This window comes from Citrobacter sp. Cu231, from assembly GCF_030332265.1.
GTDB lineage: Bacteria > Pseudomonadota > Gammaproteobacteria > Enterobacterales > Enterobacteriaceae > Citrobacter > Citrobacter meridianamericanus.
Window position 1 is genome coordinate 231,785 of the sequence record NZ_JAOWIE010000034.1, and the last position, 18,711, is coordinate 250,495.

The 18,711-nt window shown below is 51.7% G+C and carries 14 protein-coding genes, 1 tRNA gene and 1 other RNA gene; 14 read left to right on the plus strand and 2 right to left on the minus strand.

Annotated features, from left to right (window positions below):
- Nucleotides 1–12 precede the first annotated feature (12 nt).
- From OGY15_RS12015 to OGY15_RS12070, 12 genes are all read left to right on the plus strand, one after another.
- Nucleotides 13–714, plus strand: a complete 702-nt coding sequence (locus OGY15_RS12015; protein WP_151223981.1) for an autotransporter outer membrane beta-barrel domain-containing protein — start codon at nucleotides 13–15, stop codon at nucleotides 712–714.
- Nucleotides 715–966: 252 nt separating this feature from the next.
- A complete protein-coding gene (locus OGY15_RS12020; protein ID WP_151216929.1) occupies nucleotides 967–2,169 on the plus strand; it encodes an L-lactate MFS transporter in 1,203 nt (400 codons plus the stop codon).
- Nucleotides 2,170–2,382: 213 nt separating this feature from the next.
- Complete coding sequence (gene eptB / locus OGY15_RS12025; protein WP_286539327.1) at nucleotides 2,383–4,077, plus strand: kdo(2)-lipid A phosphoethanolamine 7''-transferase; 1,695 nt, start codon at nucleotides 2,383–2,385, stop codon at nucleotides 4,075–4,077.
- 91 nt (nucleotides 4,078–4,168) lie between these two features.
- A tRNA-Pro gene (locus OGY15_RS12030) sits at nucleotides 4,169–4,245 on the plus strand.
- Between the two features lie 31 nt (nucleotides 4,246–4,276).
- A non-coding RNA gene (locus OGY15_RS12035) (RtT sRNA) lies at nucleotides 4,277–4,410 on the plus strand.
- Nucleotides 4,411–4,922: 512 nt separating this feature from the next.
- Nucleotides 4,923–5,159 carry a hypothetical protein gene (locus OGY15_RS12040; protein WP_127674029.1) on the plus strand — a complete coding sequence of 79 codons (237 nt, stop codon included), beginning with the start codon at nucleotides 4,923–4,925 and terminating at the stop codon, nucleotides 5,157–5,159.
- Nucleotides 5,074–6,681, plus strand: a complete 1,608-nt coding sequence (gene dppA, locus OGY15_RS12045) for a dipeptide ABC transporter periplasmic-binding protein DppA (protein ID WP_151216927.1) — start codon at nucleotides 5,074–5,076, stop codon at nucleotides 6,679–6,681. The genes OGY15_RS12040 and dppA overlap by 86 nt, the downstream gene beginning before the upstream one ends.
- Before the next feature lie 161 nt (nucleotides 6,682–6,842).
- On the plus strand, nucleotides 6,843–7,862 hold the full coding sequence (gene dppB / locus OGY15_RS12050) for a dipeptide ABC transporter permease DppB (protein WP_151216926.1): 1,020 nt from the start codon (nucleotides 6,843–6,845) through the stop codon (nucleotides 7,860–7,862).
- A gap of 9 nt (nucleotides 7,863–7,871) precedes the next feature.
- Nucleotides 7,872–8,774 (plus strand): dipeptide ABC transporter permease DppC, encoded by a 903-nt coding sequence (gene dppC, locus OGY15_RS12055; RefSeq protein WP_003837734.1) that lies wholly within the window; start codon nucleotides 7,872–7,874, stop codon nucleotides 8,772–8,774.
- Nucleotides 8,775–8,784: 10 nt separating this feature from the next.
- On the plus strand, nucleotides 8,785–9,768 hold the full coding sequence (gene dppD / locus OGY15_RS12060; protein WP_187253842.1) for a dipeptide ABC transporter ATP-binding protein: 984 nt from the start codon (nucleotides 8,785–8,787) through the stop codon (nucleotides 9,766–9,768).
- Nucleotides 9,765–10,769 (plus strand): dipeptide ABC transporter ATP-binding subunit DppF, encoded by a 1,005-nt coding sequence (gene dppF / locus OGY15_RS12065; protein WP_003024319.1) that lies wholly within the window; start codon nucleotides 9,765–9,767, stop codon nucleotides 10,767–10,769. Before dppD ends, dppF begins: the two co-directional genes overlap by 4 nt.
- Nucleotides 10,770–10,945: 176 nt before the next feature.
- Nucleotides 10,946–12,148, plus strand: coding sequence for a sigma-54 interaction domain-containing protein (locus OGY15_RS12070; protein WP_187253841.1), 1,203 nt, complete (start codon nucleotides 10,946–10,948; stop codon nucleotides 12,146–12,148).
- A gap of 31 nt (nucleotides 12,149–12,179) precedes the next feature.
- Here the strand turns inward: OGY15_RS12070 and OGY15_RS12075 are convergent, their stop codons facing one another.
- Nucleotides 12,180–13,478 (minus strand): aromatic amino acid transport family protein, encoded by a 1,299-nt coding sequence (locus OGY15_RS12075; RefSeq protein ID WP_151216925.1) that lies wholly within the window; start codon nucleotides 13,476–13,478, stop codon nucleotides 12,180–12,182.
- A 117-nt stretch (nucleotides 13,479–13,595) separates the two neighbouring features.
- Nucleotides 13,596–14,792 carry a methionine gamma-lyase gene (gene megL / locus OGY15_RS12080; protein WP_151216924.1) on the minus strand — a complete coding sequence of 399 codons (1,197 nt, stop codon included), beginning with the start codon at nucleotides 14,790–14,792 and terminating at the stop codon, nucleotides 13,596–13,598.
- Between the two features lie 399 nt (nucleotides 14,793–15,191).
- Here megL and hmsP point away from each other — a divergent pair, with 399 nt between their 5' ends.
- Nucleotides 15,192–17,198, plus strand: coding sequence for a biofilm formation regulator HmsP (gene hmsP, locus OGY15_RS12085; protein WP_151216923.1), 2,007 nt, complete (start codon nucleotides 15,192–15,194; stop codon nucleotides 17,196–17,198).
- A 157-nt stretch (nucleotides 17,199–17,355) separates the two neighbouring features.
- Entirely contained in the window at nucleotides 17,356–18,642 is a 1,287-nt protein-coding gene (gene dctA / locus OGY15_RS12090; RefSeq protein WP_003023301.1) for a C4-dicarboxylate transporter DctC, read from the plus strand.
- Nucleotides 18,643–18,711 lie beyond the last annotated feature (69 nt).

An 18,711-nucleotide genomic window follows, 5' to 3' on the forward strand; every position in this document is an offset into this window, starting at 1 on the left:
GGAGTCGCGTTGATGCTTATAAGAAACAGTAGTGGTCGTCAGAGGTTAACTCTGGCGAGCGTCGTAGTTTGTGCGCTGTCCATCAATACAGCATATGGCTGGCAACAAGAATATATCGTTGATGCAATGTCAGGACATACGGCTGAACGTTATACATGGGACAGCGATCACCAACCGCGTTATAACGATATTTTGGAAGAACGTATTCGCTCCACTCAAAACGTGGCGGGTCCCGTGGTGAATCTGGTCGATGATACGCCAATGGATGCAACCAGCGGCATGAGTATGGGCTGGAACTTCCCGCTCTCAAGGCAAGTTACGACCGGTCCGGTTGCGGCACTGCATTATGACGGTTCGACCACCTCTACTTATAATGAATTTGGCGATAGTGCGACGTCGGTAACGCAGACCGATCCGCTGTGGCATGCCAGCGTCAGCACGTTAGGCTGGCGCGTCAATTCGCAGTTCGGCGATGTGCGACCGTGGGCGCAAATCAGCTATAACCAGCAGTTTGGCGAAAATATCTGGAAAGCGCAGTCGGGCCTCAGCCGCATGACGGCGGTGGGTCAGGACGGTAACTGGGTGGATGTTACTGTGGGTGCGGATATGCTGTTGAACCCGCACATGGCGGCTTACGCGGCGCTCTCGCAGGCGGAAAATAGTGCCAACAACAGCGACTATATGTACACCATGGGAGTAAGCGCCAAATTTTAACGCGAAAAAATCATCAAATAAACATCTTGATTACATGTTGATATCAACAATTATACGCATCTCAGCGATAGTGTGTACTAACTCATGCGATAAAATTCAGTAACCGGACTTTTTGTCTCGTCATTCATTCCGCATTCCAGGCAGTTCATTCCATCCTGGCGGCATTTCATGCCATTTTCCCCTGGCTATAAAAGCGCTTCGGTATGGTTGTTGGCAGAGAATTTCCCATTTTGTTTATGCAGGAAGACTGCCATGAAAACTTCTGATTATCAGCGTACCCGCTGGCTGACACTGATCGGCACCATCATTACTCAATTTGCCTTAGGTTCTGTTTATACCTGGAGCCTGTTTAACGGTGCGCTCTCTTCTAAGCTTGATGCGCCAGTGAGCCAGGTAGCATTTTCCTTTGGTTTGCTGAGCCTTGGGCTGGCGATTTCCTCTTCCGTCGCCGGGAAGTTGCAGGAACGTTTTGGCGTGAAGCGCGTCACCATGGCGTCCGGTATTTTACTCGGCGTTGGCTTCTTCTTAACCGCCCATTCTGACAGCCTGATTATGCTGTGGTTGAGCGCCGGCGTGCTGGTTGGTCTGGCGGATGGTGCGGGCTATCTGTTAACACTTTCCAACTGCGTAAAATGGTTCCCGGAGCGTAAGGGACTGATTTCTGCGTTCGCCATCGGTTCTTATGGCCTTGGCAGCCTCGGTTTTAAATTTATCGACAGCCAACTTTTGAGCACCGTGGGTCTGGAAAAAACTTTCATGATTTGGGGCGCGATTGTGCTGGTGATGATCGTCTTTGGCTCCACGCTGATGAAAGATGCGCCGAATCAGGAAGTGAAGGCCAAAAATGGCGTAATGGAGAACGACTACACGTTGGCGCAGTCCATGCGTAAACCGCAGTACTGGATGCTGGCCGTGATGTTTCTGACGGCGTGTATGAGCGGGCTGTACGTAATTGGCGTGGCAAAAGATATCGCACAAAGCCTGGCACATATGGATGTGGCAACGGCGGCAAACGCGGTGACCGTGATTTCTATCGCTAACCTGTCTGGTCGTCTGGTTCTGGGTATTCTGTCCGATAAAATCTCCCGTATTCGCGTTATCACTATTGGTCAGGTCGTTTCGCTGGTGGGTATGGCCGCACTGCTGTTCGCGCCGCTGAATGACATAACCTTCTTTACCGCAATTGCCTGTGTTGCCTTCAACTTTGGTGGCACTATCACCGTGTTCCCATCACTGGTCAGCGAGTTTTTCGGGTTGAATAACCTGGCGAAAAACTACGGTGTTATCTACCTTGGTTTTGGTATCGGCAGTATTTGTGGCTCGATTATCGCTTCGCTGTTTGGCGGTTTCTATGTCACCTTCTGCGTTATCTTTGCGCTGTTAATCATCTCGCTGGCGCTTTCTACCACTATTCGTCAGCCGCAGCGTAGCGTCTATACCGAGGCACACGCCTGAATCTATTAGTGGTTTGATTAATACCCGGCGCATATATTTACAAAAATATATGCGCCCTTTGCATTCTCTATAAGCACTTTTCTTCCCTCCTGTGGTCTACTTACCTGCGCTGTAGAATTGTCTTATTATCTGCACTTGTCGCACTTTTCCCCTGTAGGGTCTGACAGGCCTTTACACAGGGTGTTTTTATCCCTTGTTCCAGGGTTTGTTTGCATGAGATATATCAAATCGATGACGCAGCAGAAGCTGAGTTTCTTGCTCGCGATCTATATCGGTCTCTTTATGAATTGCGCTGTGTTTTTCCGTCGCTTTAGCGGATATGCGCACGAGTTTACCGTCTGGAAAGGACTTTCTGCGGTTGTTGAATTAGCAGGCACTGTGCTGGTTACCTTCTTTTTACTCCGTATTCTCTCTTTATTTGGCCGACGAGTCTGGCGTGTACTGGCAACGTTTGTGGTGCTCTGTTCTGCCGGTGCCAGCTATTACATGACCTTCCTGAACGTGGTCATTGGCTACGGTATTATTGCCTCGGTCATGACTACCGATATTGATTTATCAAAAGAAGTTGTCGGCTGGCATTTTATCGCGTGGCTGGTTTCAGTCAGTATTATCCCATTGGTGCTGATTTGGAGTAACCGCTGTCGTTATACCCTGATGAGGCAGATTCGTACGCCAGGCATGAGATGGCGTAGCGTGGCGGCGGTTTTATTGGCTGGCCTGATGGTGTGGGTGCCCATTCGTCTGCTCAGCATGCAACAGAAAAGCGTTGAGCGTGAAACAGGCATTGATTTACCCAGCTACGGTGGGGTCGTTGCGAACTCCTATTTGCCGTCTAACTGGCTCTCTGCGCTGGGTTTGTACGCCTGGGCACAGGTGGATGAATCTTCAGACAACAAATCGTTGATGAATCCGGCGAAGAAGTTTACGTATGTTGCGCCCAAAAACCTCGACGACACTTATGTGGTCTTTATTATCGGCGAAACGACTCGCTGGGATCATATGGGGATTTTTGGTTATGAACGAAATACCACGCCAAGGCTCGCCCAGGAGAAAAATCTGGCCGCATTCCGTGGATACTCTTGTGACACTGCGACCAAACTTTCGCTGCGCTGTATGTTTGTGCGCGAAGGTGGAGCGGAAGAAAACCCTCAGCGTACTCTGAAAGAACAAAACGTCTTTTCCGTGCTCGGTCAGTTAGGGTTCAAGACAGACCTCTACGCAATGCAAAGTGAGGTGTGGTTCTACAGCAATACCATGGCGGAGAACATCGCCTACCGTGAGCAGATTGGCGCTGAGCCGCGTAACCGTGGCAAAAACGTTGACGATATGCTGCTGATTAATGAGATGCAGCAATCTTTACAGAAGACTGATGATGGTGAAAAGCGTCTGATTATTCTGCACACCAAAGGCTCGCACTTTAACTACACCCAGCGTTACACCCGTGAATATGCACAGTGGAAGCCGGAGTGTGTCAACGTAGATAGTGGCTGCTCGAAAGAGGAGATGATTAACTCATTTGATAACTCGGTAACCTACGTTGATCACTTTATTACTCAGGTGTTTGATCAGCTGCGCGATAAGAAAGCGATCGTGTTCTACGCCGCCGATCACGGCGAGTCGATTAATGAACGGGAGCACCTGCACGGTACACCGCGTAAAATGGCGCCGCCAGAGCAGTTCCGCGTTCCTATGATGGTGTGGATGTCAGACAAATATCTGGAAGACCCTGACCATGCGAAGGCGTTTGCGCACCTGAAGCAAGAAGCTGAGATGAAGGTGCCGCGTCGTCATGTGGAACTGTACGATACCGTTCTGGGTTGCCTCGGTTATACCTCGCCAAATGGCGGTATTAACGAGAATAACAACTGGTGCCGTATCCCGGACGGGCAGAAAGCAGCGGCCCAGTAACAGGCCTGCTGACTTTCTCGCCGATCGAATGGCATTTTGTTACTAAGGGATTGACGGGCGCGCGGCTGAGCAGTAAGATGCGCCCCGCATTCGGTGATTGGCGCAGCCTGGTAGCGCACTTCGTTCGGGACGAAGGGGTCGGAGGTTCGAATCCTCTATCACCGACCAAATTTGAAACCCTGCTCAACGAGCAGGGTTTTTTGCTTTATAGCCCGAGAGGATGAGAACCTCCGGGGGTAAGAGGTTCGACTCGAGCGTAGCGAGAGAACGTTGCGTAAGCAACGGCCCGCAGGGCGAGCCACGCAGTGGCGAGTAATCCTCTATCACCGACCAAATTTGAAACCCTGCTCAACGAGCAGGGTTTTTTGCTTTATAGCCTGAGAGGATGAGAACCTCCGGGGGAAGAAGTACCGCTCTCACCGACCTAAATTGACCTTCCTTTTATCTGTAAAAATTGTGCACCACTTCCCACTGACTGTTAACGATTCTGTGACATATTCCATTGCCTTTTTTTATGTTTGCATGAAACTTTTTTTGCGCTACTTATGGCTGACGCTGGCATTTTCCGCTGTGCGTTTTAACGTTCATGGCATTAATCGCTCAGATATGCAGCATTCATTGGGAAAATTTGAATAAATTGCATAAATGTTAATCACTAAATGTTGAGAAGTATGAAGATGTTTATTCTGGCATAGTGCGCGTAGCACAAATTTCCCTGCTGAAAATACCCGCTTGCACTTTTTTTAATCTTTGTCTGCCAATTCTCACCGTTGGTGCAAATCGCGGCTACCTGTATTGACGTTTTCACATTCTGTTGACAGATTGTAGGGCATGAGGGGCATTTCATGGAGAATCCGCACTGCAACTCAGTCGCTTATGTGAACGGAATCCCCATCCTCTTAACGCTGACCCGGCCGGGTAAAAAACAAAAAAGGCCAGGCGGTGCAAACCCACTGCAAAGGGTAAAACAACAAACATCACATTTGGAGCAGAAGAATGAGTATTTCCTTGAAGAAGTCAGGGATGCTGAAGCTTGGTCTGAGCCTGGTGGCTATGACCGTCGCAGCAAGCGTACAGGCTAAAACTCTGGTTTATTGTTCAGAAGGATCTCCTGAAGGCTTTAACCCACAGCTTTTCACCTCTGGTACCACCTATGATGCCAGCTCCGTGCCGATCTATAATCGCCTGGTCGAGTTCAAAACCGGTACAACTGAAGTGGTCCCGGGCCTTGCTGAGAAGTGGGAAATCAGCGAAGACGGTAAAACCTATACCTTCCACCTGCGTCAGGGCGTGAAGTGGCAGGACAACAAAGATTTTAAACCGACGCGCGATTTAAACGCTGATGACGTGGTGTTCTCTTTCGATCGTCAGAAAAATGCCCAGAACCCGTACCACAAAGTGTCTGGCGGCAGCTATGAATACTTCGAAGGGATGGGGCTGCCAGACCTGATCTCCGAAGTGAAAAAAGTGGATGATAAAACGGTTCAGTTCGTGCTGACTCGCCCGGAAGCACCATTCCTGGCTGACCTGGCTATGGACTTCGCTTCTATTCTTTCCAAAGAATATGCAGACAACATGCTGAAAGCCGGTTCCCCGGAGAAAGTGGATCTGAACCCAATCGGTACCGGTCCGTTCCAGCTGCAGCAGTACCAGAAAGACTCCCGTATTCTGTATAAAGCATTCGAAGGTTACTGGGGCACTAAGCCTAAAATCGACCGTCTGGTCTTCTCCATTACGCCTGACGCTTCCGTGCGTTACGCAAAACTGCAGAAGAACGAGTGCCAGGTAATGCCGTACCCGAACCCGGCTGACATCGCGCGCATGAAGCAGGATAAAAATATCAACCTGATGGAGCAGGCTGGTCTGAACGTTGGCTACCTCTCTTTCAACACAGAGAAGAAACCGTTTGATGACGTGAAAGTCCGCCAGGCGCTGACCTACGCGGTTAACAAAGAAGCGATCATTAAAGCGGTTTATCAGGGCGCTGGCGTCGCCGCGAAGAACCTGATCCCGCCGACCATGTGGGGCTATAACGACGACGTTAAGGACTACACCTACGATCCTGAGAAAGCCAAAGCGCTGTTGAAGGAAGCCGGTCAGGACAAAGGCTTTACTGTTGAACTGTGGGCGATGCCGGTACAGCGTCCTTACAACCCGAACGCGCGCCGTATGGCGGAAATGGTTCAGGCTGACTGGGCGAAAATTGGCGTTCAGGCCAAGATTGTGACCTATGAGTGGGGCGAGTACCTGAAACGCGCCAAAGCGGGTGAGCATCAGGCCGTGATGATGGGCTGGACCGGTGACAACGGGGATCCGGACAACTTCTTCGCCACCCTGTTCAGCTGTGCGGCAGCGAAAGACGGTTCTAACTATTCTCGCTGGTGCTACAAGCCGTTTGAAGACCTGATCCAACCGGCGCGAGCGACCGACGATCACAACAAACGTATTGAACTGTACAAGCAAGCTCAGGTTGTTATGCACGATCAGGCACCGGCTCTGATTGTTGCTCACTCCACCGTGTATGAACCAGTGCGTAAAGAAGTAAAAGGCTATGTGGTTGATCCATTAGGCAAACACCACTTCGAAAACGTCTCTGTCGAATAATTAAAAGCAAGCCAGGCAGCGCTACGGACCGTTAAGTCGGGTCACCGTAGCGCCACCTGACAGTAATGCTTTATCTCCCTCTCGTTGGAGGGGGAGATAAGATTTGTGAGCAATACAGACTCACGGTTCCAGGCCGTGCGTCATTAGAGAGAATCCGGGTTATGTTGCAGTTCATTCTCCGACGTTTGGGACTCGTCATCCCCACGTTTATCGGTATCACTCTTCTCACCTTTGCCTTTGTCCATATGATCCCCGGCGATCCGGTAATGATCATGGCGGGTGAACGTGGAATCTCCCCTGAGCGTCATGCTCAACTGCTGGCTGAACTCGGTCTGGACAAACCGATGTGGCAACAGTACCTCCACTATATCTGGGGGGTTATGCATGGTGATTTAGGTATTTCGCTGAAAAGCCGCTTACCGGTGTGGGAAGAGTTCGTACCTCGCTTCAAAGCGACGCTGGAACTCGGCGTCTGCGCGATGATTTTCGCCGTCGCAGTAGGTATTCCGGTGGGTGTTCTCGCTGCCGTCAAGCGCGGCTCCATTTTCGATCATACTGCCGTTGGCCTTGCGCTGACCGGTTACTCCATGCCGATCTTCTGGTGGGGCATGATGCTTATCATGCTGGTTTCCGTACAGTGGAACCTGACGCCAGTTTCCGGTCGGGTGAGCGACATGGTGTTCCTTGATGATTCCAACCCCCTGACCGGTTTTATGCTGATCGACACCGCTATCTGGGGTGAACAGGGCAACTTCATCGATGCGCTGGCGCATATGGTCCTGCCGGCAATGGTACTGGGCACTATACCTTTGGCGGTCATTGTGCGTATGACCCGTTCATCGATGCTGGAAGTGCTGGGTGAGGATTACATTCGTACCGCGCGCGCCAAGGGCCTGACCCGGATGCGCGTCATCATCATTCATGCTCTGCGCAACGCCATGCTGCCCGTTGTGACCGTTATCGGCCTGCAGGTCGGTACATTGCTGGCCGGGGCGATCCTGACTGAGACCATTTTCTCGTGGCCGGGTCTGGGGCGCTGGCTGATCGATGCGCTGCAACGCCGCGATTATCCGGTAGTGCAGGGCGGGGTATTACTGGTCGCGACGATGATTATCCTCGTCAACCTACTGGTAGACCTGCTGTACGGCGTGGTGAACCCGCGTATTCGGCATAAGAAGTAAGGGGCCATCATGTCACAGGTTACTGAAAATAAAGTTATTGCTGCACCGGTGCCCATGACCCCGCTGCAGGAGTTCTGGCACTATTTTAAACGCAACAAAGGCGCGGTTGTTGGGCTGGTGTATGTGGTGGTGATGATCCTGATTGCGGTCTTTGCCAACGTTCTCGCGCCGTACAACCCGGCAGACCAGTTCCGCGATACGCTGCTGGCTCCGCCTGCATGGCAGGAAGGCGGTTCCATGGCGCATCTGTTTGGTACTGATGATGTGGGCCGCGATGTGCTGTCCCGCCTGATGTACGGTGCGCGTCTGTCGCTGCTGGTTGGCTGTCTGGTGGTGGTGCTCTCCCTGCTGATGGGCGTGGTTCTCGGGCTTATCGCCGGTTATTTTGGCGGGATTGTCGATAACGTCATCATGCGTGTGGTTGATATTATGCTGGCGCTGCCGAGCCTGTTACTGGCGCTGGTGCTGGTGGCGGTATTTGGTCCCTCGATTGGCAATGCCGCGCTGGCGCTGACGTTCGTGGCATTGCCGCACTATGTGCGTCTGACGCGCGCTGCCGTACTGGTGGAGGTTAACCGCGACTATGTCACCGCATCCCGCGTGGCGGGAGCCGGTGCGATGCGCCAGATGTTCGTCAACATTCTTCCTAACTGTCTTGCGCCGCTGATTGTTCAGGCGTCGCTTGGCTTCTCGAACGCCATTCTCGATATGGCTGCCCTCGGCTTCCTGGGGATGGGCGCACAGCCGCCGACGCCGGAGTGGGGCACCATGCTCTCTGACGTGCTGCAGTTCGCTCAAAGTGCCTGGTGGGTCGTGACCTTCCCGGGGCTGGCGATCCTGCTGACGGTACTGGCATTTAACCTGATGGGTGACGGTCTGCGTGACGCGCTCGATCCCAAACTGAAGCAGTAAGAGGTTCGAGATGGCGTTATTAAATGTAGATAAATTATCGGTGCACTTCGGTGATGTGGGTTCAGAATTCCGTGCCGTGGACCGCATTAGCTACAGTGTGAACCAGGGTGAAGTGGTTGGCATTGTTGGGGAATCTGGCTCTGGTAAGTCCGTCAGTTCGTTGGCAATTATGGGACTGATTGACTACCCTGGCCGCGTTATGGCTGAAAATCTGGAGTTTAATGGTCGCGACCTGAAGCGCATTTCTGAGAATGAGCGCCGCCAGCTGGTGGGGGCGGAAGTGGCAATGATCTTCCAGGACCCGATGACCAGCCTTAACCCGTGCTACACCGTTGGCTACCAGATTATGGAAGCCATCAAGGTGCACCAGGGTGGCAATAAAAAAACGCGTATTCAGCGGGCGATTGACCTGTTGACGCTGGTGGGGATCCCCGATCCGGCCTCGCGCCTGGATGTCTATCCGCACCAGTTGTCCGGTGGGATGAGCCAGCGCGTGATGATCGCCATGGCGATTGCCTGTCGTCCGAAGCTGCTGATTGCCGATGAACCGACAACGGCGCTGGATGTGACTATTCAGGCGCAGATCATCGAGCTGCTGCTGGAACTGCAGCAAAAAGAGAACATGGCGTTGGTCTTGATTACCCACGATCTGGCGCTGGTGGCCGAAGCGGCGCACAAAATCATCGTGATGTACGCCGGGCAGGTCGTGGAAACCGGGGCCGCGCAGGATATTTTCCGTGCGCCGCGCCATCCGTATACCCAGGCGTTGCTGCGAGCGTTGCCGGAGTTTGCTCAGGACAAAGCGCGTCTGGCCTCGTTGCCGGGCGTGGTACCAGGTAAATATGACCGTCCGAACGGCTGTTTACTGAACCCGCGCTGTCCCTATGCGACCGACAAATGCCGCGCTGAAGAACCTGAACTGAACCTGCTGGAAGGCGGTCGTCAGTCGAAATGCCACTACCCACTTGATGATGCCGGGAGGCCTGGGCTATGAGTACGCAAAAGGCCGCCGCGCAACAGCCGCTGTTGCAGGCAATTGACCTGAAAAAACACTACCCGGTGAAGAAGGGCATGTTCGCCCCGGAACGCCTGGTGAAAGCGCTGGATGGTGTTTCCTTTACCCTGGAGCGCGGTAAAACGCTGGCGGTGGTAGGTGAGTCGGGCTGTGGAAAATCCACGCTTGGCCGTCTGCTGACGATGATTGAAATCCCGACCGGCGGTGAGCTGTATTACCAGGGACAGGATTTGCTTAAGCACGACCCGCAGGCGCAGAAGCTGCGTCGGCAGAAAATCCAGATAGTATTCCAGAACCCATACGGTTCCCTGAACCCTCGTAAGAAAGTCGGGCAGATTCTGGAAGAGCCGTTGCTGATCAACTCCACGCTCAGCAAAGAGGAGCGTCGTGAAAAAGCGCTGGCGATGATGGCGAAAGTGGGGCTGAAAACCGAGCACTACGACCGCTATCCGCATATGTTTTCCGGCGGCCAGCGTCAGCGTATCGCCATTGCCCGCGGTTTGATGCTTGACCCGGATGTGGTGATTGCCGACGAACCGGTCTCGGCGCTGGACGTTTCCGTACGTGCGCAGGTGCTGAACCTGATGATGGACTTGCAACAGGAACTGGGGCTGTCATACGTCTTTATCTCGCACGACCTGTCGGTGGTAGAGCACATTGCCGATGAAGTGATGGTGATGTATTTAGGCCGCTGCGTGGAAAAAGGAACCAAGGATCAGATCTTCAATAATCCACGGCATCCGTACACTCAGGCGCTGCTCTCCGCAACGCCGCGTCTGAACCCCGACGATCGCCGCGAGCGTATCAAGCTGACCGGTGAGCTGCCAAGCCCGCTGAATCCGCCACCAGGTTGCGCGTTCAACGCCCGTTGCCGTCGTCGCTTTGGTCCGTGTACTCAGCTTCAGCCACAGTTAAAAGACTATGGCGGTCAATTGGTAGCTTGTTTCGCCGTTGACCAGGATGAAAACCCACAGCAATAAACGTGGGTTATGACCCAATAACCGGAGCCTTGTGCTCCGGTTTTTTTATATTTTGTTTTTCCGTCCACAATGTGAGTCCTATGGCAGAACATTATTCCGCAGCGTATAAAATGTAGTCAGATTTCCTCTCGTCACAGAAATATCTATTTCGCAGTTGCTAACTATCAGGAGCAAATGTGGTTACGATACGCTGGGATATTAAAACAATTGATCGTCTGTCGATGGTTGAGGATGTCCTGAAGGAATTTTCCTGCTGCGATATCAATATCATCTCCATGAAAGTCACGCCTGGACGGATCCTGATTAAATCCTGGTGCCGCCAGTTACAGGATATTTCCTGCGTGCAATCCTGTTTAAGCCAGCGTGCCGATATTATTAATGTCGCTTACCTGTGCGAAGAGATAAGCGAGTTGTCGATGTCTGAGCCGGAACGCCCGCGCTATTTCTCTGACATTATTTGCAGCAGCCAGAGCATGCACTCGCTTATCGAAAAGGCGATAAAAATTGCTGACAGCAAATATACCGTTCTGATCCGTGGCGATACGGGCACAGGCAAAGAGCTGCTGGCCCGGGCTATCCATAATTCCGGGCAGCGGCGTTTTTATCCGTTTATTCCGGTTAACTGCTCTGCGCTTCCTGAGTCGTTGATGGAGAGTGAATTCTTTGGCTATGAGAAAGGGGCTTTTAGCGGCGCGGACTGTAAAGGTAAAAAAGGGTTGTTTGAAATGGCCGATAAAGGCACCCTTTTTCTCGATGAATTTGGTGAAATGTCGCTGGGCTTACAGGCTAAATTATTGCGCGTACTGCAGGATGGCGGGATCCGTCGCGTTGGCGGGGCACAAATTATTCCGGTTAATGTACGCATTATTGTGGCAACCAACGCCAATCTGGAAGATATGGTGGAGCAACGCCTGCTGCGGGCCGATCTCTATTACCGCATCAATGTACTTTCTCTGACTATTCCACCCTTGCGGGAGCGCCCGCAGGATATCAGTCTGTTGATTCGCCACTTTGTGCAGAAATACGCAAAGGAATTCCAGCGGCGGATCATTCTGGATAAAGCTTGTTTTGATGCCCTGCACCATCACAGCTGGCCGGGAAACGTGCGCGAACTGGAAAATACCATTATTCGTCTGATGCTAATGGCGGAATCCGATGTTATTACGCGGGAAGAATTAGGGATGCTGAATCTACCTGTCGTTGAGCAAGGCTCAACAGAACGTCCTTTTAAAGAGCAGGTTTTGTGTGCTGAACGCCAGCTAATTGAACAGATGGTGGAGGAGAATGTGTCGTCGCGGCATATCGCCAAAGCGCTGGGGGTGTCACATACCACGGTTCTGAATAAAATTCGCAGCTATCAACTGGAGAGTGTGAGCTAAGCGCCGCCAGGTGTTGACGGCGCTAAACGGATTATTCAATCAGCTTCAGTAACGGCGACAGGCACAGCAGGATCCCGTACAGCAGGATTAGCCAGGTTTTCAGCCCGCGCAGTTTTTCCAGCTGCGTGACTTTATAGATCAGGAAAAACGGAATAATACACGACACAATCCCGTACAGCGGGCTGCCTAACTGGAAGAACACCAGTACCGATACGCGAAACGATACCCAAATCACCAGGGTGATAACAATAAAGGTACAAATACCCAGCGTAAGCACCAGAGGATTAATTTTCTCCACGTCAATAACGCGGCTCAGAACGTTAAGAATGATTCCTTTAATCGCCTCGTGGAATCCCAAATAAATACCAAAGAACGCGGTTAATACGGCGAAGATATTTAGCACCGTTGAGGTGATATGAATAATCTGTCCGGGAATGACTTGTGCCGCCAGCGCCAATGCGGAAATATTTTGTTCGAAGGCTGATACGGCTTCTTCATGGCTAATGGAAAAGGTAAAAGAAAAAGAGAAAAACAGGATGACCGCAATCAGCGTAATGTAACTGATCCGATGCGTGCGTATAGCCATACGTGTGGCCAGCACTCGATCCGCCACTCGTTTGCGGTAGGCGATGTTCATAGGGTTCAACACCTGAATAAACACCGCAGAGAAGAAGCAGAACGGGATGGTTAGCAGCACGTCGCGAAAGAAAACAGAGGCTTCAGGGAAAGCGCTGATATTAGAGAAGTTCCAGTGCGGAATCATCGCAAAACCAAACACGATGATGATACCCACTTTGACCACCACCATCGGGCCGGAAATTTTGAACAGCAATTTTTCTCCCCCGGAAGCAATGGCGACCAGCACTGCAAAAATGGCTACTTTGTAGATTATTGACTGCGAAAGATCGGCATCGGTCAAACCAAAAGTTTTGATATATGAGGCGCTGTCAAAAACCACCGATAAGGAATAAATAAATATCCCGTGAATAATCATCAGAAAATAGATGACGCCAAGAAATACGCCCCAGTTCTTTCCCAGGTAATGACTGATAATATCGGTATAGTCATTACAGGTTTCACTTTCTGATAATGTTTTTAAATAAATATCTTGCACAATATAGGTTGCCGGATAGGCAATAATAAAGGCAACGATAAACACCCAAATGCCAGTTAAGCCAATTTGTACTGGCATTAGCACCGTTCCGGCACCAATTGCCATGCCGATGCACAGTAATACCCAGCCAAAATCGTATTTCGTAAACGGTATCTTTTTTGAGAATGGTACGGCGGTTGCTGTATTGTTGCTTAATTGTATTGTGTTGTCCTGCATAGAACCCCCTGCCCAAAATACGCGCGCTCCCCGGAAGAGGATTGTGCGTATAGCCAGACTGTTGTGCCTTGATTCTCAACGACCTGAACCGATCGGCGTCGGTTCAGGTCGTAATGGTCAGAATGTTGCCTTTCTGATGGCGTGTTCAAGGTCGTTAATAATATCTTCTGGATCTTCAAGACCCACAGAAAGACGGATAAGCCCGTCGGTAATACCTGCTTTAAGCCGTTCCTCTGGCGCAACGGGCGAATGTGTCATAGACGCTGGGTGCTGAATGAGGGTTTCGGTATCACCGAGACTGACCGCGAGGAGGCACAATTCTACAGAATTGATCATCCTTCTGCCAGCATCGAGGCCGCCGGCGATTTCGAAGCTGATAATTCCTCCTGGCAGGCTCATCTGCCGCTGGCCCAGCTCATACTGCGGGTGCGAAGACAGACCAGGGTAATAGACGCGGGTAATGGACGGATGCCCTTCGAGAAAACGGGCGATTTTCAACGCGTTTTCACAGTGGCGCTCCATTCGAATACCCAGCGTTTTAACCCCGCGCAGCGTCAACCACGCATTGAAAGGACTCATGCAGCCGCCGGTGATATCTTTCAGGCCAACAAACCGCGCCTGGTCGATAAATTCCTGCTTACCAACAATGATGCCGCCAATCACATCCCCGTGACCGTTGATATATTTGGTGACGCTGTGCACCACAATATCCGCGCCCAGTTGCAAAGGCTGCTGACAGTAGGGCGACATAAAGGTGTTATCCACGACCAGCAGTGCGCCTTGCTGATGGGCGATACCGGCTACCGTTTCAATGTCGACCAGCGACAGCGTCGGGTTGGCGGGCGTTTCGATATACACCACTTTGGTTTCCGGACGAATGGCGGCGCGGATTTCTTCAGGCTTTGCCGCGTCGACGAAGCTGACGTTAATGCCGAACTTCGGCATGCTGTGCGACAGAAATGCGTGGGTGCAGCCGTAAATCGCGCTGGCGGAAACGATATGGTCGCCCTGCTGGCACAACGTCAGCAGCGTGGTGGTGATGGCAGAAATACCGGACGCGGTGGCCAGCCCGGCTTCACCTCTTTCCAGCACCGCCAGCTTTTTCTCCAGCGCATCGGTGGTGGGGTTGCCTAAACGGGTGTAAATGTACCCGGACTCTTCGAGCGCAAAGCGGGCGGCACCTTGTTCGGCGCTGTCAAATACAAACGTTGAAGTCTGGAAAATAGGCGTACTAAGCGCGCCAGTTGAAGGGTCGGGTTGTTGCCCCGCGTGAACGATCTGGGTATTGAATCCGTAAGTACGACAGTCAGACATGATATCTCCTTTGATTCGGAACAGAACAGCTCACAGTCAAATAGCAATCGCTGTGCCAGAAAGTGAACTAATAGATATCAATGAGTTATGTATCTGCTGGCATTAATTGTCGGCAGGAATGTTGCCAACTGGCAAGAATCTTTCCAGCGTGCAGGATGCATACCAGGAAGTAATGCACTTTGTGGGCGTCTGCCTGCCGTAACGGCAACATGCGCCCGAACCAGGCCGCAAGAGGCGACCTTGCGGCCTTTTTCGGCTTAAATGCAGATAAATCTCGTCGCCACGTGCCTATCCTGTCGCGATAATGCACGTTGGTAAGTTTTCAGATACCGCCTCTCTTAATACCGCTACGATCGGGTATACTCTGACGGCAGTTTCGTCTATCCGTGGAGAGTCAGTTTGCGTGTCAGCCGCTCGTTAACAATTAAGCAGATGGCAATGGTTGCGGCCGTTGTCATGGTGTTTGTGTTTATTTTTTGCACCGTTTTGTTGTTCCATCTGGTACAGCAGAACCGCTATAACACGGCTACGCAACTGGAAAGTATCGCTCGCTCCGTCCGTGAGCCTCTGTCGGGCACTATCCTGAAAGGGGATATTCCTGAAGCGGAAGCCATTTTAAAAAGTATTCGGCCAGCAGGCGTGGTCAGCCGCGCCGATGTGGTGCTGCCCAATCAGTTTCAGGCTCTACGGATGAGTTTTATTCCTGAGCGCCCAGTTCCTGTTACGGTAACTCGCCTGTTTGAACTTCCGGTGCAAATTTCGCTGCCGGTATATTCCCTCGAGCGCTCAGCGAACCCGCAACCGCTGGCGTATCTGGTGCTGCAGGCGGATTCGTACCGTATGTACAAGTTCGTAATGAGCACGCTTTCAACGTTAGTGACCATTTACTTACTTTTATCGTTGGTACTCACGGTGGCGATCTCATGGTGCATTAACCGATTGATTTTGCATCCATTACGTAAAATCGCTCGCGAGCTGAACGATATCCCTCAGCAGGATCTGATTGGCTATCAGCTGGCGTTGCCGCGCCTGCATCAGGACGATGAGATTGGCCTGCTGGTGCGTAGCTACAACCTTAATCAGCAGCAGATTCAGCGCTACACTGACGAACAAAGCGACTATTCAATGCGGTTCCCGGTTTCCGAACTGCCCAACAAGTCGTTCCTGATGGGGCTGTTGGAGCAGGTTGTTACCCGCCAGCAGACGACGGCGCTGATGATTGTCACCTGCGAAACCCTGCGTGATACCGCGGGGGTGTTATCCGAGACCCAGCGGGAAATCCTGTTGCTTACGCTGGTTGAAAAACTGAAATCAGTATTGGCCCCCAGAATGGTACTTACCCAGGTGAGCGGCTATGACTTTGCCATTATCGCACATGGCGTAAAGGAGCCCTGGCACGCGATTACGTTAGGTCAGCAAGTACTCACTATCGTTAACGAGCGGTTACCGATTCAGGGGATTCAACTCCGTCCCACCTGCAACATTGGGGTGGCGATGTTTAATGGCGATTTGACCGCAGAACAGCTATACCGCCGCGCGCTCTCTGCCGTGTTAACGTCGCGTCATAAAGGTAAAAACCAGATTCAGTTCTTTGATCCGTTGCAGATGGAAGAAGCGCAGCAGCGTTTGACGGAAGAGAACGATATTCTTACCGCGCTGGATAACCATCAGTTTGCGTTGTGGATGCAGCCGCAGGTGGAAATGTCCAGCGGTAAAATATTGAGCGCAGAGGCTTTATTGCGCATGCAGCAGCCGGACGGAAGCTGGGAACTGCCTGAAGGGCTAATCGACAGGATTGAGTCCTGTGGCCTGATGGTGACGGTAGGTTACTGGGTGCTGGAAGAGACATGCCGCCAGCTTTCGGCCTGGCAGGAACGTGGTCTGATGCTGCCGCTTTCGGTGAATCTGTCTGCGCTACAGCTAATGCACCCAAGTATGGTGTCGGATCTGCTGGAATTGCTAAACCGCTATCGTATCAAGCCTGGGACGTTGATTCTGGAAGTGACCGAAAGCCGGCATATTGATGATCCCCATGCCGCTGTGGCTATTTTACGTCCGCTGCGCAACGCGGGCGTGCGTATTGCCCTCGACGACTTTGGTATGGGATATGCGGGTCTGCGACAGTTGCAGCATATGAAATCGCTACCGGTGGATGTACTCAAAATCGATAAGATGTTTGTCGATGGCGTCCCTGAAGATTGCAGTATGATCTCCGCCATTATTCAGTTGGCGCATGGACTCAATTTGCAGATGATTGCCGAAGGCGTCGAAACCGAAGCGCAACGCGAATGGTTATCGCAAGCGGGGGTGGAAGTGGCGCAAGGGTTCCTGTTTGCCCGACCGGTTCCGGCTAATATCTTCGAAGAACGTTATCTGGCGCCGGAAAACGCTGATTACAAAAGTTAAAAAAGGTCTCGCTTGTGCGAGCCAGCTCAAAATTTTTAACATTTCTGTATCAATTATGATCCAGGCACATTTCTGTCATGTTGTGTGGGTGTTACTTTAGGGCCGCAGGTTAAACAAAACCTTACAAGACCTGTGGTTTTTACTTTAAGGACACCCTATGAAGACCTCTATATTCAAAAGCCTTTACTTTCAGGTCCTGACAGCAATTGCCATCGGTATCCTCCTTGGCCATTACTATCCTGAATTAGGCGCCCAAATGAAGCCGCTTGGTGATGCTTTCGTTAAGCTCATCAAAATGGTCATCGCACCTGTCATCTTCTGTACTGTCGTTACCGGCATTGCAGGCATGGAAAGTATGAAAGCAGTCGGTCGCACCGGTGCGGTTGCACTGCTCTATTTTGAAATTGTCAGTACGATTGCGCTGATCATCGGCCTTATCATCGTCAACGTAGTGCAGCCCGGTGCCGGAATGAACGTCGATCCGGCGACGCTGGACGCTAAAGCGGTTGCCATTTACGCTGAACAGGCAAAAGACCAGGGGATCGTAGGCTTCCTGATGGATATTATCCCGGGTAGCGTCATTGGCGCGTTCGCCAGCGGCAATATCCTGCAGGTATTACTGTTTGCGGTAATGTTTGGTTTTGCGCTGCACCGTCTGGGCAGCAAAGGCCAGATGATTTTCAACGTGATTGAAAGCTTTTCGCAGGTTATTTTCGGCATCATCAACATGATCATGCGTCTGGCGCCGATCGGTGCTTTCGGTGCCATGGCCTTTACCATCGGTAAATATGGCGTTGGGACGCTGGTGCAGCTGGGCCAGTTGATCATCTGCTTCTACATAACCTGTATTTTGTTTGTGGTCGTGGTGCTGGGCTCGATTGCTCGCGCAACCGGCTTCAGCATTTTCAAATTCATCCGTTATATCCGTGAAGAACTGCTGATCGTTCTGGGTACCTCTTCTTCCGAGTCCGCACTGCCGCGTATGCTTGATAAGATGGAAAAACTGGGCTGCCGGAAGTCTGTTGTCGGGTTGGTTATTCCCACGGGCTACTCGTTTAACCTTGATGGGACATCAATCTATCTGACGATGGCGGCGGTGTTTATCGCTCAGGCGACCAACAGCCATATGGATATCTTCCATCAGATAACCCTGTTGGTGGTGCTCCTGCTCTCTTCAAAAGGTGCTGCGGGTGTGACCGGGAGTGGCTTCATTGTTCTGGCCGCGACGATCTCCGCGGTGGGCCATTTGCCGGTTGCGGGTCTGGCGTTGATTCTCGGTATTGACCGCTTTATGTCTGAAGCACGTGCGCTGACTAACCTGGTCGGTAACGGTGTGGCAACTGTCGTCGTCGCCAAATGGGTCAAAGAACTGGACCATAAAAAGCTGGACGATGTGCTGAATAATCGTGCGCCGGATGGCAAAACGCACGAAATATCCTCTTAATCTCTCCACTTATGCCCGTAGTCCCTTCCAGGACTGCGGGTGTTTGCGCATAATTAACCCCTGTGCCTG